Here is a 13,939-nt window from a genome sequence, read left to right as displayed (position 1 = left end):
TTGGAAAAGAGCATGTTCAGGCTTTCTGGGCGTATGCGGAGAGCATTCCCTGCGCCACCGAGGTGAGCTGATGCAGCGCATGTTGAAAGCTATGCCCACGCCCATGCGCCAGCACATCCGGCCCGGGCATTGACAGCATCAGCGTCAGATGAAAGGGCTCGGCAGACGCCTCCTCTTCCTCGACCCGCAAGCTAGCGCGAGCAATGGGCTTGATCTCAGAGAGCATGTGCAAGGTTTGATGAATCTGGATTTCCCTGGCCGCATCAGGCGTGCAGCCGAACCATTCAAGTTTAGTGATCATAACGTGTGATTTTTCGCGTGTTGAAGCAGGTCTAGGTCTTCAGTTGTTCTTTGGATACGGATGCCAAGTGCTGTAACAGGGGTGGTCGTCCCCCATGACGGAGGTGAGTTTGTAATGGCTGCATGAACTGAGCACTGCGGCGGTGATGGCTAGAATGAGGAGGCGTGTTTTCACTGGGTGCGTTTGGGGGTGGATTTAGTTTTCTTGACGACTGATTTTGCGACAGGTGCCGCGTTCAGAGTGGTTTCACGCGCTGCTTTCTCATCAGCAGCCTGGATGACCTGCTTTTCAGCGGACAGCCAGAAGTCGATCTCTTTGCCAGAGGGCCGGTCTGCTTGAAGCCAGAGATGGTAGGCGATATCTCGCACTTGCTGAATTTGCTCCGGACTCATAGCTGTTTGATTTTGATTCATGATCTGGTGGATGGTGAGAGGGATGTTTTCGGGCTGCTTCACATCTTCAGGTTCGGGAACAGCGCCAGGGGCGTGATGAAACCGGTCGTTGATAAGACGGAGAATGGATTGGCGGCTTGGCGGATGATGGATGTCTGCGCAGCAGATGAGGCTGGCTTGCCATCGCGCCGCCCACTGCTGTAGTTCCACGCAGAGTGTGCTGATGCGCGTGCCGGGTGAGTGGGCATCTGGCTCGAGGGCGAGGACCAAGGCTCTGTTCTTGTGCTGCTGGCAGATGATGGAATCCAGCCATCGCTTGATATGTTCTGGCAACGGCTCGCCGCTGGAAGTAGCTACGATGATAACGTCCGCCTTTGTACCGATACGGACTGACATCGCGCGGATGTCGAGAGCGGCCACCAGCTTTTCAAAAGTCCACGCACTGAAGGACATCCGCAGATCAAATCGAAAGGATTGATGCAGCCATGTGAACGCGTGATTCACCTGCATTTCCGCCTGGTAGCCATCATGAATAGCGATGACGGAAAAAGGGGCAATGGTATTATCCCTGGCGCGTGGCGTTGTGTTTATGGTTGGTCCACCGTTTTCCATGAAGGGGATCATGTCCTGTCATGCTCCCCCCCTCAATTGGCAGACTTGCCCTGCGATTCTCAGCAACGGGCTGAGTGCTTTTCAGCCCTGTTCCGCCGCCCAGCGCGTGGCGTGGTGGATGAGTTCGGTGGCATTACGAATGCTGAGCTTTTGGCGGATGTGCATTCGATGTGTGTCCACGGTCTTGATGCTAAGGTGCAGCATTCTGGCGATCTCGTGCGGCTCCTTGCCCTGACCTAGAAGGCGATACACCTCGAACTCACGATCTGTTAGCGTGGAGACGGAGGCCGCGCCGCTTTTGGTGCCTGAGAGCGCATCAAGAATGAGCGCGGCCATGCGCTCGCTCACGGCAATGCCGCCGCTGAGCACTTTGCGGATGGCGTGGATGATTTTTCCCGGCCCTTCTTGCTTCATGATGTAACCGCGACCACCTGCCCGGATGACTCGCTCGGCGTAAAGCGTCTCGTCGTGCATGGAAATCACGAGCAACGGCGTCCGCGGCGCGATGGCGCGGATGTCCTTCAGCAATTCGAGGCCGCCTTTGCCGGGAATGCTCATGTCCAGCAACACGAGGTCGGGCTGGAGCTTTTCAACGGCCTGCATGGCCTGCGCGGCATCGTGCGCCTCGCCGCAGACGGTGAGTTCAGCCTCCAGGTTCACAAGGCCGGTCAAGCCGGCGCGGAAGATCGGATGATCATCGACGATGAGGACGCGCTTTTGGGCGGCTGTGTCAGGGGTGGTTTTCTTCGGCATGGCTGAGTGTTGATGGAAATTGGCAGGTGACCACGACGCCTTTTCTGCGCCCGCTTTCGACTTTCAGCGTACCGCCGGTCATTTCGGCACGGTAGCGCATGATGCGCAGGCCCATGCCTTCGGTCTTTGCCGGAGATTGCAGGCCGCCGCCATCATCGGTGATGGTCAAAGTGGACTTGGTAAGGCGGATTCGAATGGTTGCGGCCCTGCCGTGCTTCACGGCGTTGCTCACGGCTTCCTGGGCGATGCGGTAGAGGTGCATCATCGCGGGTTCGCTTTCGATTTGGACGGCCTCACGGCCTTCAAAGCGGCATCTCACGCCAAACAGCTCGCTGGACTGCGCGGCGAGGTTTTCCAGCGCACGCGCAAAGCCGCCCTGCTCCGGTGCCACGGGGTGTAGGCCGCGGGCGAGGCCGCGCGTGTGGGCGAGCGCCTTTTGCAGCAGCCCGCCGATCTTTTTCACCTCGGCATGACGCGGTGATTTTTCGGCCTCCAGGGTGCGCTGGAGCACTTCCGCCATCATCCACGCGCCTGCGAGCTGCTGGCCCAGATCATCATGCAGATCCTGGCCGATGCGGCGCTGCTCGCGTTCGCTGATCTCCAAAATCTCTGCTTCAAGCTGCCGCCGCGCCACGATCTGCTCCATCAGCTCCGCGGTGCGCTGCTGCACACGTTGCTCCAGTTCGGCATTGAGCAGACGGATCGTTTGTTCGGCGGTTTTGCGCTCGGTGATGTCCGTGATGTCGATGATGATGAGGGTGCCCTCAGGCGTCTCCACCTGGCTGAGACTGATCTCCATCGGGAACTCGCCGCCGTCTTTGCGCAGCCCGGCCAGCTCCATCCCACGAAACCGCTCCGCATGCACCGGGAGTGCCAGGAAGTCCGCGCGCAGCTTGCCAAAGCGGTGGCGCTCCTGCAGGGGGAGCAGCAGCTCGAAGCCCGTGCCGATCATGGCCTTGCGCGGGATGCCGAAGAGGCTTTCCGCACGTGCGTTGGCCAGCCACACGAGGCCCTGCGCATCGAGGATGACGAACCCATCCGGTGCGGCCTCCAGCAGGCGGTCAAATATGCGCCGGCCCACGTTTTGCTGCGTGATGTCGCGGGAGATTTTGGAGAAGCCGGCCAAGTGGCCCGCCGCATCCATCAGCGGGGAGATGGAGAGCGAGATGTCGATGACGCGCCCGTCTTTGCGAACGCGCTGCGTCTCGTAATGCTCGATGCGCTTTCCCCGGCGGATGCAGCGGCGGAAGAAGGCCTCATCATCCGCCGCCTCCGGCGGGCGCAGGATCGACACCGGCCTCCCGACGGCTTCTGCGGCGGAGTATTGAAAAATCCGCTCTGCTCCGGCATTCCACGTCTGGATCACGCCACCAAGATCAAGCGTGATGATGGCGTCGTCTGAGTTCTCCACCACGGCGGCCAGACGCTTGCGCGTGGCCTCCGCCGCCTCTCGCTCCGTAATGTCGCGTGCGATGCCGCCGATCTGATAGGGCTTGCCGTTCTTGCGGCCCAGAATGATGCCGCGATCCGCCAGCCAGCGCACCTCGCCATTCTTGCCGATGACGCGGTAGTGCGCCTCGTAGTCGGCCTTTTCGCCACTGAACCACTGACGCAGCGCCTCACGCACGGCCTTGCGGTCCTCGGGATGGATGCCATCCTCCCACAAGCGCGGCTTCTTTTGCAAAGCCGCCACCCCATGCCCCCATATGCGCTCAAACGCCGGGCTTACATAGGTAAAGCGGGCTGGATCGAGTTCCTTAAACCACAGCACATCACCAATGTTCTCGACGAGCAGACGGAAGCGGGCTTCATCGGGGAGCGCAGAGGTCATACGTGCGGATAATGGGGATCAAAATTGCCAGCGCAGATTCAGCGCCCCGAAGGGAGCCGACTCCAGCGTTTCATTCGCCAACACGTTGTTGTTTCCATCGCGAAGTTCAAGCTCGCCGCCGACATTCATACCGGCGCGCAGGGAGATCGAGAAGCGGTCGGTGGCCTGATAAATCACCGATGCGGCCGTCTGCCAGCCATTCAGCTCGACGCGATTCACATTAGGATCTTCCACATCCCACGAGCCACCGCTCGGATAAGCACTGAGGCTCAGTGTGACGCGATCCGTGGCACGCCAGCCGAGCACCACAAAAGGTGGCGTGACCTGCACGATGAACGGGTCTGGCTTCCAGATGAATCCGAGCGCCGGAACGATCATGCCTTCCTGTGCTCCATACTGGGCGAAGAAGCCGCCCGCGAGGCTGAACGTGTCCGTGAAGCTATAGCCCATCAGCCCGAGCGCGGAGACTTCAAAGTCATCCAAGGACAGGCCCTGGAAATCCGTGCCGATGCCCGGCGTGAAGAAGCCCAGGCCCCACCAGCGCGACTGCTCCGGCCGCCAGAACAGGCTCACCTGCGCCTCCAGCGTGTGCAGCGTCTCGCGTTGCAGACCGAGGAAGCCATTGAAGTCCAGCTCGCTCAGATTGTAGCTCAGCGAGGCGCTCAGGCGCAAGGCATTCACCTTCTTCGTCCACAGTGGTAAAATCGTGCGCACCTCCATGAAGTCGAGCCCACCCGGCAGGTTCGCAAAGTCCTGCGTGTCGATGAAGGTCGTGTCCACCATGTAGCCCGGTCTTCCAAACCCAAACGCCGCCGGATCGATGAGATCGACGGAGCGTGCTTTGGTATCAGGGCTGGTTTGAGCGGAAAGGCTGAGGCCAGTGGCGCAGAAGAGGAGGGTGAGTTTTTTGAGATGGGTTTTCATGGGGGGATGTGTGACAGCTGGCAGACTACGCGGCAGCGAGTGCGGCGGACTTGCTTTTCGATCATCACGAACACGGCAGCCAAGACGCCGGTCGTCTTCGAGAACAAAGCCCAGCATGGCAGACGTCCCACACCTTGCCATCAGCGAACGGCTGAGATGCCCGCAGCGGCATTCGTGGATTCAAGTGGGAGGTGGGGATATCCCTTTGGTTTTTTGAGTTCGCCAACTATCAAGTCATCACTCACCACACTTCACTTGGAATTTCTAACCGGCCTGAGAATGCCGATTTTGACGCTCTTAGTTTACTTCAGGAGTGGTGAGGTCGGCAGCGCATAGCAGGCTGCTTCGGAGCTATTGCGCAGCAGCAGCTTATCGCCGACGACCACAGGATGATTCCAGGTCTTGCCTTGGAGGGCTTGAAAGGAGGTGATCTCCTGGTGGCCCGTTGGATCGGCTTGCAGCAAGACCACCCGACCGTTCTCGGCAGAGATCAGGATCTGATTCCATGATTCAAGCAGCAGGCCCTGGCCTTTGCCATAGCGCCCGTCCTTCCACACTCGCGTGCCGGTCTTGAGATCGACGCAGCTATAGACGGAACCGTCAATGCCATAGAGGTAACCTTGGTGGGCGATCAGCTCGCTGAAGTCGGTCTTCATCTGCATCGAGGTCCAGAGTTCGTAAGCCACGAGCTGATCCTCTTTTCTGCTGAGGCGGATGGCGCGTGTGCCCTCCGAATTGGGCGTGGGTATCAGGATGACATCTTCGCCGATGACCGTGGGTTGCAGGGCGCGGTATCGGCTGTAGCTCCACTCGTAGTTCAGCCGCACTTTGCCGGTCGCCGGATCGAGCAGGAGCAATCCGTCGTTGGTAAGCATGAGCACGGATTCTTCTCCGAGCACCTTGCTGAGCTGTGGCGAGCTGTAGGAGTCGGCACCGCAGGCTGCGGACCATCTCACCTGCCCGGTGGCGGCATCGAAGGCCATGATTCCATGATCGCCAGCACCGCCAGCGAAGATGATGACGAGCGAGTTTGTCACCAGCGGCGATGCGGAGTAGCCCCAGTTCGGCAGTTCGCGACCGGCGAGTTTTTTGAAGTCCTGCTGCCAGACGACTTCGCCTGTGCTCGCCTTCAATCGTATCAACACGCCCGTGGCACTCGTGACAAACACCGCGCCATCCGCTAGTGTCGGCGTCGCTCGTGGTCCTGGGCCGCCCATCGTATCATCGAAGCGTGCTTCACGCTGGTGGGTCCACATTTCATCACCCGTGGCGACATCGTAGCAGGCGACGGTCTCGTAGGCGCCGCGCTGCTCCTGCGTGAAGGCGAATGAACCCGCGACTGCGAAGGAGGACCACCCCGCACCGACGGGCCGCTTCCAGAGCAGCTTCGGCGGATTCGTTTCCCAATTCGTCATGAACTTCGGAGTTATCACATGCCCCATGCGGTCCGCGCCACGCAGGCCCGGCCACTCAGCCGTGGCGATGGCTGACTCAATGGCAGCACCTGCGCCTGAGGGCTTTGCTGGAGCCGCTTTGTCTGGAGTCCACGAATCCGTGGCCGAAGCAGCCCAACGTGCTTTCATTTCAAAAGCGTAATCACCTGCGAGGCCCTGATTTTGCAGCAGGAGCGTGGTGGACATCGCCAGCATAGCCCAGAGCAGGATGGCAAAGACGCGCGGCCTTGGCTGCTTTCGACGGTTCGCCAAGGCGCTCAGGCCGAATGCGATCATACCGAGTGGCAGCGTCAGGTAGCTGGTGACGGGGCCGCGCATCGTGGGATGACTCAGCATCACGATGACTGCCGCCGTGATGATGAACCCAAAGAACGCAGTTGCCTTCTCACGCCCCGTAGCACGGCTTCCTGTCAGCCACCAGATCAGCATCAGCAGGCTGCCCAGCATCGGGAAGAATACTGGCACCGGCCAATAACGACTGCTGGCACCTTCGATAAAGATGGGCACATAACGGCACAGCACGATGAAGGCGATCAGGATCACGGCAGGCCATAGCCGCAGTGGCTGGTGCAAAGAAGGTGGGGGGGGCGGCTCAGATGACATAGCGAGTTAAGTTCAGAGCTACTCGGAGCGAGGCGTGGCCTCGATCAAAAATTATAGCGCAGGTTCACTGCGGCGAACGGCGCTGCATCCAGATCTTCAGTGGCGATGGCATTGTTGTTGCCGTCGCGCAGTTCCAACTCGCCACCCACATTGAGACCTGCTCGCACGGAGAAGGTCACATGCTCCGTGAGTTTATATTGTACGGAGGCTGCTGTCTGCCAGCCGGAGAGCGTGATGCGGTTCACATTCGGACCCTCGACATCCCATGAGCCACCACTGGGATAAGCGCTGAGGTTAAGGGTCAGGCGCTCGGTTGCTTTCCAGCCTATGACGGCAAAAGGAGGTGTCAGCTGCACAACGAATGGTCCCGGCTGCCAGATAAAGCCGAGCGCGGGTCCGACCATAGCGTCTCCCGCACCGTATTGACCAAACACACCACCGGCTAGGCTGAAGGTCTCAGTAAAGCGGTAGTTCAGCAATCCGAGACCGGCGATCTCCAAGTCATCTGCCGAGATGCCTTGGAAGTCCGTGCCGAGGCCCGGTGTCAAAAAACCAAATACCGACCAACGTGAATGCTCTGGACGCCAGAACATCGTGATCTGGGCTTGGATCGTGTGGAGGCTTTCGTTTTGAAGACCCGCAAAGCCATTGAAATCCAACTCCGTGAGTGTGTAACCGATGGAACCCGCGATGAGGAAATCGCCAAACTTTTTGGCCCCAACCGGTGCGATGGTGCGCAGCTCAAAAAAATCCAGACCACCTGGGCGATTCGAGAAGTCCTGAGTATCCATGAATGTGGCGTCCATTATGAATCCAGGCTGACCCACGCCGAAAGCTGCAGGGTCGATGAAACCAGCACGTTTCGTGGTTGTGGTGGTCTCAGAAGTCTGAGCATGTAGCAAGGTGGCTTTGTCTAGAAAGAGACAAACCGTGAGAAGGAGGATGGAACTGGATTTCATGAGCGATTAAATATTTGAATGACCGGGTTGAAAAACCGGCTTTTTTCCGCCTAGGCCGACAACCTGGATTCAACTAAATATCCGAAGCTCGATTTTTTTTCGCTGACGTTAAACTCACGCATCAAGGCCTTCGGCGCTTTGCTTCACAACGTTCCACCAGGTGCTCATAGCCGCGATGAGACGGCATGGAGTGCGGCGGGTGTGACGCCCTTCTTGGGCAGGACAGGCGACCGAGTCTCCCCAACGCCCTGCTCGCACACCTCCCGCCCAAAACGGTGTGGCGCTGCGCTTTCCACCCCGTTCCAAGACGCTGCTGCGCTCCCGCGGCCCGAATGGTGAAAGCCCTGCGCCCTCATGAAATGAGGTTGTGAATCGTCCGACAGCAGGGCATTCTGTGGCGCCCCAAAACAGTCAATCACTCCGACATTTCATCACTCCGACATTCCAGCACTCATCATGGACCCCTCTCTCATTCTCCTCATCACTTTGAAGGTCATCGTCGGCCTTGGCATTTTAAACGTGTGGCTGCTCCGCTCGGGTAAATCCACCGCGTATCGCGGTGGCGCTGCTAAAACGCTTCGGGCCGAGTTTGCCACCTATGGATTACCCTCCTGGTCTTTTGTGGTGATTGGTGTGCTGAAGGTCGCGCTCGCTTTGGCGCTGCTGGCTTCGATTCAGTATCCAAGTGCCAGTCAGCCAGCAGCCATCGGACTCGGACTGCTCATGCTGGGTGCGTTTGTCATGCATCTCAAAGTGAAAGACCCCATGTCGAAAGCGCTGCCAAGTCTTGCAGTGCTCGCGATGTGCACTGCCATCGTGCTGCTCTGAGTTTAACTGTGGGTCAGAACCCCGCCACCGCAAGGTAGGCGTTCAGTGCCAGATAAAGCAGCGCGGGCAGCGTCTGGAGCAGGCTGTCCTGAATTCGAATCCGCACTCCGACGGCGACGAGCATCATCAAAGCCAGGCCTGCGGCAGCCAACTGCCCCATCCAAGGTTGACTCATTCCTGCCAGCAAACCTACCGTGGCCGCCAATTGCAGCCCACCCACCAAACGGAGTTGCGGCCCGAAGCGGTAGCGCTCGAACTCACGCTGGATGTAGGGCGAGACAAAGCAGGACACACCATAGGCGCCGAAGGAGAGGGCGGAGAAAACGATCAGGGCAGCATTCAATGGTTGAGCCTAGCATCATGAGAGTGGGGATACAAGGCTGTCTGGCTTTTGAAGATCAATCGCCCAACTCAGTCACGACGTTGCATCGTCGTGCTCGTAAATTGCGCTTTTAGGTCAGCACGTTTTGTCGAAGACGATGGATGCAGTCGCCACGCGAATATAAAAAACTAAACTTTGTATCCCTGTGAGCACCCCTCTCGTTTTCAACCATGCCGCTTTGAGCGGCACCAACATCAAGCCACCCATGAAAAAACTACTCGTCATCGCAGCCGCCGTGCTGTCCATCACTCCGCTCATCACTACCACTGCGAAAGCAGCTGATGAAACGGTTGTCGCTATTGCTGCAGGCAATGCAGACTTCTCCACCCTCGTCGCCGCCGTGAAAGCTGCGGGCCTCGTGGATACCCTCAACGGAGCAGGTCCGTTCACCATCTTCGCCCCAACCAACGCCGCGTTTGAAAAGCTGCCCAAAGGAACCGTCGAAGACCTGCTCAAGCCTGAAAACAAGGAGAAGCTCACAGCGGTCCTTACCTACCACGTCGTCGCTGGCAAAGTGATGGCCGCTGACGTGAAGACCGGCATGGTCAAGACCGTGCAGGGTGGCGAGCTTGATGTGAAAGTCGCGGACGGTGGCGTCACGGTCAATGGAGCCAAGGTCGTGAAGACAGACATCGTCGGAAGCAACGGCGTGATCCACGTCATCGATACAGTCGTGCTGCCAAAGTAATTCAGCGAACGCGAATCGAATGAAGACATCTACTGCCCAGGGCGAAAGCTCTGGGCAGTTCTTTTGTGCTGCAGCAATCATCTCTAAAGACAAAGAGAGGCGGAACTAAAAAGAGCGGGAGCATACTGTATCCAATGACGAACACTTATACGATGACACCAGCCACACATTCAAAGACGATGAAGCATGTCCTTATCCTCGGCGGCGGGTTTGCGGGTTTGGAATGCGCCAAGCGGATGCGCGATGAAAACATCCGCGTCACCTTGGTGGATCGCTGGAATCACCACCTTTTCCAGCCCCTGCTCTATCAAGTGGCCTCGGGAGCACTGGCCATGGCAGAGATCGCCCAGCCGCTGCGCAGCATCCTCTCCAGTCACAAAAACGTGGCCACCCTCATGGATGATGTCGTTCACATCGACCTCCCCAACAAACAAGTGCAGCTCAAAGGACGCGTGCTCGACTACGACTTCCTCGTCATCGCGCTGGGTGCCAAAACGAGCTTCTTTGGTCACGACGACTGGGCGCAGCACACGCTCGGTCTCAAGAGCCTCGACGATGCGATGGCGATCCGCAAAAAAGTGCTGCTCGCCTTTGAGGAGGCGGAGTCCGCCCCGGATGCAGCGGTAGCCGAAAAGTTGCTCACCATGGTCGTTGTCGGGGGCGGCCCCACTGGTGTGGAAATGGCTGGATCATTGGCTGAGCTGGCCCAGCGGGTGCTCAAAGACGACTTCCGCCACATCGACCCCACACGGGCGAAGGTTCATCTCATTGAAGCCGGACCGAAATTGCTTCCCATGTTTCCCGGTGGACTTCCTGACTACACCCGAGAGCGCCTGGAATCCATGGGCGTCACGGTTCATCTCAACTGCCCCGTCAAAGAAGTCGGTGAGGGCTACGTCATCGCCGGAGATCAGCGCATTGACAGTGGCATCATCATTTGGGGTGCAGGTGTCGAGGCGAGCGCGGTGTCACGCACCCTGGCCGGTGTCACGCTCGATCGTGCCGGCCGCATCGAAGTGCTGCCAGACTTGAGCCTTCCCGGTCATCCCGAAGTCTTCGCTGCTGGCGACATCGTGGCTTTGACAGACAAAAATGGCATCAAAGTGCCCGGCGTCTCTCCGGCGGCGATTCAGATGGGCTCATTCATTGCGCACAGCATCCAAAACAAACCCGTCAGCAGTACACGCCCGGCCTTTGCCTATTGGGACAAAGGCAGCATGGCGACCATCGGGCGCAGTGCCGCCGTGGTCAGCTTTGCAGGCGTGCAGATGCGCGGATTCATCGCCTGGCTGATGTGGCTCTTTGTGCATCTGGTCTTCCTCATGAATATGCGCAACCGCGTCTCTGTTTTCCTGCATTGGGCCTGGTCCTACTGCACCTGGCAGCGCGGTGCGCGCGTCATCCAGTCGTCGAGGGACTCTTGATGAATCCTAACATTTCCCCCGACATCATCTTACCCATCCCCACATGCCAACGATGGACCTCGAATTTATTCGGGAGGTTAGAAAACCGCAGAGCCCCGCCTCCACCACTCATCTCTCGCGGTGCCAAAGCTCTGAATAAAGAGTGATGGCATCCCGCCATCATTGGTTTGAACATGCATGGCGGGATCATCCTCGCGGTGACGTGTCGTGTGTGCATTTCAGTCATCACGAGGTGGCTCGGTCACAGCGAAGTTCAGCTTGAATTCTCCGTTCGACCAGCTTGCCACGGCTCGTGTTGACCAGATAGGCTCCGGGCTTCATCCGGGCAATGGTGGCGACATTGAGCAGATGATGCGTCTCCGGCATGAGTGGCAGATGCAGGCTCACCACGACACTCTCCGCCAGCAGTGTTTCCACGCTGGTGTAGCTGACCCCATGCTCCGCCGCCCATTCAAGCATCGGCTGCGGATCATGCGCGAGGACACGGCAGCCGAAGCCCCGAAAAATCTGCGCTGTCACACGCCCGATCTTGCCAGTGCCGAAGATTCCGGCGGTCTTGCCATGCAGATCAAAACCGACTGCAACGCAGTGCAGCATTATGGAATACAACAGGAGTGTCTGTCGTACTTCAGAGGGTGCGCCTAGCGACTTTACTCAAACCTCACTTCTCCGGCACGGTGAGGGTGTCCCCGGCTTCGAGGGGTTTGGTGATGGTGTGGGAGAGATCGAGCACGATGGTGCGGGGGGCGAGTTTGGGGCCGCGTTTGAGTGCGGCTTGCGTGGGGTCGGCGCGGTCGGTGAGGCCTTGGGCTTGGTCGAGGAGGTCTTGGATGGTCATGCCGGGCTTGAAGGGGTAGGCGCCCTGGCGTTTGACCTGGCCGTAGATGACGACCGAGGGGGCGGCGGGCTGGGAGATGAGGGGTTCTTTGTCGATGGTGATGGGCTTGCCGGGCTCGACGGTGTTGGCCTGGATGATGAAGAAGACGAGGTCCTTCGTTTTGGGCATGCGGCTGGTGAGCGGGGCGGCGGCTGGGCTGCCGAGGCCGCCGAAGACGATGCTCTGGCCGGACTTCAGGTGGAAGCTGGCGGTGGTCTTCATCGAATGGAAGATGGGTTGCTGGATCTTGTTTTCGGAGACGACTTTGCCTGATTGGGTGATGGGGGTGCCGTAGTCGATGAAGCCTTCGAAGCTGGTGACTTCGGGGGTGACGGTGAGGTCGATGTCGTCTTGGTAGGCCAAGGTGGGTGTGACTTCCATGCGGACGCCGACGGGTTTCATTTCAAAGGCGGTGGGTGTGGTGGGGATGATGGGCTGGTCTTGGGTGGCCTGTTTGGGTGGATCAAATTCGGTGGGGTAGATGAACTCGCGCATGACTTCCATGGTGGCTTTTTGGCCGCTGCGTGTTGTCACGGAGGGTGCGCTCATGAGATCGACGCCTTTTTGCTGGCTGAGTTTGCGCAGGAGGTTTTGGGTTTGTTCTCCATTGAGGATGCCGAGGTTTTGCAGGGTGGGATTGCTGGCATCGAGGGTGAGGCCGGCTTCTGCGAGGATGGGCGAGTCCATGGGAATGCTGATGAAGCGGCTGGAGATCCTGATCTGCGGCTGGGCGGTGGGGTCGGGTTTGCGGCAGGCGGTGAGTCCGGCGAGGGTGAAGGCGGCGGCGAGGGCGGGCAGCAGGAGGGTGAGCTTTTGCAGGTGGGAGTAGGTGTGGCGGCTGCGGTTGGGGTGGATGAGATTGGCGAGGCGCTGGTGCATGGCTTTGGCGCTGGCGGAAACGGACATGGCGAGGGCGAGTGGGAGCCAGGGGCGGGAGGTGGTGCCGAGGGATGCGACGGCAGCGAGGAGTTCTTCGGCGAAGTCGGCGGCGGTTTGTGTGCTGTGGGAGAGGGCGAGATCATCGCAGGCCTGCTCACGGGAGCGGTGGCTGGCGCGCAGCATGAGCCAGGCGAGGGGGTGGAACCAGAGCAGCAGCGCGGCGAGTGTGGTGAGGAGGGTGACGAGGATGTCTCCGCGTGCGATGTGGGCGAGTTCGTGCCGGAGGACGAGGCGGAGGCGTGTCTCTGACCAGGTGGTTGACTGCTCGGGCAGGAGGACGGTTTTGTGGGCGAGGCCCCAGGTCATGGGGACGTGGCAGCGGGGGCTGATGCGCAGGCTGGTATGTGGTAGTGGGAGATGGTAGGCGGCGGCGGCTTCCTGAAAGATGCGCTGGATGTCCGGGGACTGAACGGGGTGTGAGGATTCGCGCAGGCGGCGCAGGGTGAGGGCTGAGAAGGCGAGGGTGAGTGCTCCGGCGCTGATGCCGGTGAGCCAGAGCAGGGCCCACAGCGGGGAAGGGGGCGGCGTAGGTCTCGCCACCGACACATGCACCACGGACTCCACCGTGGGCGGGACGTCTCTTTGGTTGAGGACCACGGTCGTCTCCAGGCCGCCCGCTGGCTTCACATCGGCAGGCTGCGGGCTCCATGGGATGCGCCATGCGGGAGCGACAAAGCTGCACAGCATCACCACCGGGATCAGCATGAGCGCTGAAGCCAGAATGAAGTGCCGTCGCGCTGCGGAGAGGCGGGGCAGGCAGGCGGTGACTGCGGCGGTGATAGCGAGGAGCAGGGTGGTGTGCAGGGTGACATCGAGAAGCCAGCCCGGTGTGGAGGAAAGGAGGTGCTGGGTGCTCATGGGATGGGTGCGTGTGGGCTGGGGAGGCAGTGAGAAGACAATGAACCGCAGAGGGTGGGCGGACGCAGATGCCTGATTGAGGAAGGGGGTCCTATGGTGTGAATCGGAGGGGCT

At 59.5% G+C, this 13,939-nt stretch carries 14 protein-coding genes; 3 read left to right on the top strand and 11 right to left on the bottom strand.

Annotation, left to right across the window (positions count from 1 at the left end):
- Nucleotides 1–16: 16 nt before the first annotated feature.
- The 8 genes from PSV43_RS06670 to PSV43_RS06635 form a co-directional block, all read right to left on the bottom strand.
- Nucleotides 17–301: a hypothetical protein gene (locus PSV43_RS06670; RefSeq protein WP_300194790.1), complete on the bottom strand. Its 285-nt coding sequence runs from the start codon at nucleotides 299–301 to the stop codon at nucleotides 17–19.
- A gap of 39 nt (nucleotides 302–340) precedes the next feature.
- The gene (locus PSV43_RS06665) at nucleotides 341–475 is read right to left on the bottom strand and encodes a hypothetical protein (RefSeq protein WP_300194788.1); all 135 of its coding nucleotides are present in this window, start codon (nucleotides 473–475) and stop codon (nucleotides 341–343) included.
- A complete protein-coding gene (locus PSV43_RS06660) occupies nucleotides 472–1,317 on the bottom strand; it encodes a DUF2934 domain-containing protein (protein ID WP_300194786.1) in 846 nt (281 codons plus the stop codon). Before PSV43_RS06660 ends, PSV43_RS06665 begins: the two co-directional genes overlap by 4 nt.
- Before the next feature lie 69 nt (nucleotides 1,318–1,386).
- On the bottom strand, nucleotides 1,387–2,058 hold the full coding sequence (locus PSV43_RS06655; RefSeq protein WP_300194784.1) for a response regulator transcription factor: 672 nt from the start codon (nucleotides 2,056–2,058) through the stop codon (nucleotides 1,387–1,389).
- On the bottom strand, nucleotides 2,036–3,889 hold the full coding sequence (locus tag PSV43_RS06650) for a PAS domain S-box protein (protein WP_300194782.1): 1,854 nt from the start codon (nucleotides 3,887–3,889) through the stop codon (nucleotides 2,036–2,038). The genes PSV43_RS06655 and PSV43_RS06650 overlap by 23 nt, the downstream gene beginning before the upstream one ends.
- An 18-nt stretch (nucleotides 3,890–3,907) precedes the next feature.
- Complete coding sequence (locus tag PSV43_RS06645; RefSeq protein ID WP_300194780.1) at nucleotides 3,908–4,813, bottom strand: DUF6268 family outer membrane beta-barrel protein; 906 nt, start codon at nucleotides 4,811–4,813, stop codon at nucleotides 3,908–3,910.
- Nucleotides 4,814–5,115: 302 nt separating this feature from the next.
- Nucleotides 5,116–6,810: a PQQ-binding-like beta-propeller repeat protein gene (locus tag PSV43_RS06640; RefSeq protein ID WP_300194778.1), complete on the bottom strand. Its 1,695-nt coding sequence runs from the start codon at nucleotides 6,808–6,810 to the stop codon at nucleotides 5,116–5,118.
- Between the two features lie 104 nt (nucleotides 6,811–6,914).
- Nucleotides 6,915–7,829 carry a DUF6268 family outer membrane beta-barrel protein gene (locus PSV43_RS06635; RefSeq protein WP_300194776.1) on the bottom strand — a complete coding sequence of 305 codons (915 nt, stop codon included), beginning with the start codon at nucleotides 7,827–7,829 and terminating at the stop codon, nucleotides 6,915–6,917.
- 456 nt (nucleotides 7,830–8,285) lie between these two features.
- Between PSV43_RS06635 and PSV43_RS06630 the strand changes: the two genes are divergently transcribed.
- A complete protein-coding gene (locus PSV43_RS06630) occupies nucleotides 8,286–8,657 on the top strand; it encodes a DoxX family protein (RefSeq protein WP_300194774.1) in 372 nt (123 codons plus the stop codon).
- A gap of 13 nt (nucleotides 8,658–8,670) precedes the next feature.
- Here PSV43_RS06630 and PSV43_RS06625 read toward each other — a convergent pair whose 3' ends face one another.
- Nucleotides 8,671–9,000 (bottom strand): DoxX family protein, encoded by a 330-nt coding sequence (locus tag PSV43_RS06625; RefSeq protein ID WP_300194772.1) that lies wholly within the window; start codon nucleotides 8,998–9,000, stop codon nucleotides 8,671–8,673.
- Nucleotides 9,001–9,244: 244 nt separating this feature from the next.
- On the opposite strand from PSV43_RS06625, the gene PSV43_RS06620 reads away from it, so the two are divergent.
- Nucleotides 9,245–9,727, top strand: coding sequence for a fasciclin domain-containing protein (locus tag PSV43_RS06620; RefSeq protein ID WP_300194770.1), 483 nt, complete (start codon nucleotides 9,245–9,247; stop codon nucleotides 9,725–9,727).
- A gap of 179 nt (nucleotides 9,728–9,906) precedes the next feature.
- Nucleotides 9,907–11,151 (top strand): NAD(P)/FAD-dependent oxidoreductase, encoded by a 1,245-nt coding sequence (locus tag PSV43_RS06615; RefSeq protein WP_300194768.1) that lies wholly within the window; start codon nucleotides 9,907–9,909, stop codon nucleotides 11,149–11,151.
- A 225-nt stretch (nucleotides 11,152–11,376) separates the two neighbouring features.
- Here the strand turns inward: PSV43_RS06615 and PSV43_RS06610 are convergent, their stop codons facing one another.
- Together PSV43_RS06610 and PSV43_RS06605 are read right to left on the bottom strand one after the other, a co-directional pair.
- Nucleotides 11,377–11,748 (bottom strand): NAD(P)-dependent oxidoreductase, encoded by a 372-nt coding sequence (locus PSV43_RS06610; RefSeq protein WP_300194766.1) that lies wholly within the window; start codon nucleotides 11,746–11,748, stop codon nucleotides 11,377–11,379.
- Nucleotides 11,749–11,812: 64 nt separating this feature from the next.
- Nucleotides 11,813–13,825, bottom strand: a complete 2,013-nt coding sequence (locus PSV43_RS06605; RefSeq protein WP_300194764.1) for a M56 family metallopeptidase — start codon at nucleotides 13,823–13,825, stop codon at nucleotides 11,813–11,815.
- Between the last annotated feature and the right edge of the window lie 114 nt (nucleotides 13,826–13,939).

It is taken from the genome of Prosthecobacter sp. (assembly GCF_029946185.1).
GTDB lineage: Bacteria > Verrucomicrobiota > Verrucomicrobiia > Verrucomicrobiales > Verrucomicrobiaceae > Prosthecobacter.
This window is presented reverse-complemented; position numbering and strand designations above follow the sequence as displayed.

Excerpts from the sequence above, each read along its gene's own strand:
- PSV43_RS06670 (WP_300194790.1), bottom strand. The coding sequence starts at position 301 with ATGATCACTAAACTTGAATGGTTCGGCTGCACGCCTGATGCGGCCAGG.
- PSV43_RS06655 (WP_300194784.1), bottom strand. The coding sequence starts at position 2,058 with ATGCCGAAGAAAACCACCCCTGACACAGCCGCCCAAAAGCGCGTCCTC.
- PSV43_RS06605 (WP_300194764.1), bottom strand. The coding sequence starts at position 13,825 with ATGAGCACCCAGCACCTCCTTTCCTCCACACCGGGCTGGCTTCTCGAT.
- PSV43_RS06630 (WP_300194774.1), top strand. The coding sequence starts at position 8,286 with ATGGACCCCTCTCTCATTCTCCTCATCACTTTGAAGGTCATCGTCGGC.
- PSV43_RS06620 (WP_300194770.1), top strand. The coding sequence starts at position 9,245 with ATGAAAAAACTACTCGTCATCGCAGCCGCCGTGCTGTCCATCACTCCG.
- PSV43_RS06645 (WP_300194780.1), bottom strand. The coding sequence starts at position 4,813 with ATGAAAACCCATCTCAAAAAACTCACCCTCCTCTTCTGCGCCACTGGC.
- PSV43_RS06610 (WP_300194766.1), bottom strand. The coding sequence starts at position 11,748 with ATGCTGCACTGCGTTGCAGTCGGTTTTGATCTGCATGGCAAGACCGCC.
- PSV43_RS06615 (WP_300194768.1), top strand. The coding sequence starts at position 9,907 with ATGAAGCATGTCCTTATCCTCGGCGGCGGGTTTGCGGGTTTGGAATGC.
- PSV43_RS06635 (WP_300194776.1), bottom strand. The coding sequence starts at position 7,829 with ATGAAATCCAGTTCCATCCTCCTTCTCACGGTTTGTCTCTTTCTAGAC.
- PSV43_RS06650 (WP_300194782.1), bottom strand. The coding sequence starts at position 3,889 with ATGACCTCTGCGCTCCCCGATGAAGCCCGCTTCCGTCTGCTCGTCGAG.
- PSV43_RS06660 (WP_300194786.1), bottom strand. The coding sequence starts at position 1,317 with ATGATCCCCTTCATGGAAAACGGTGGACCAACCATAAACACAACGCCA.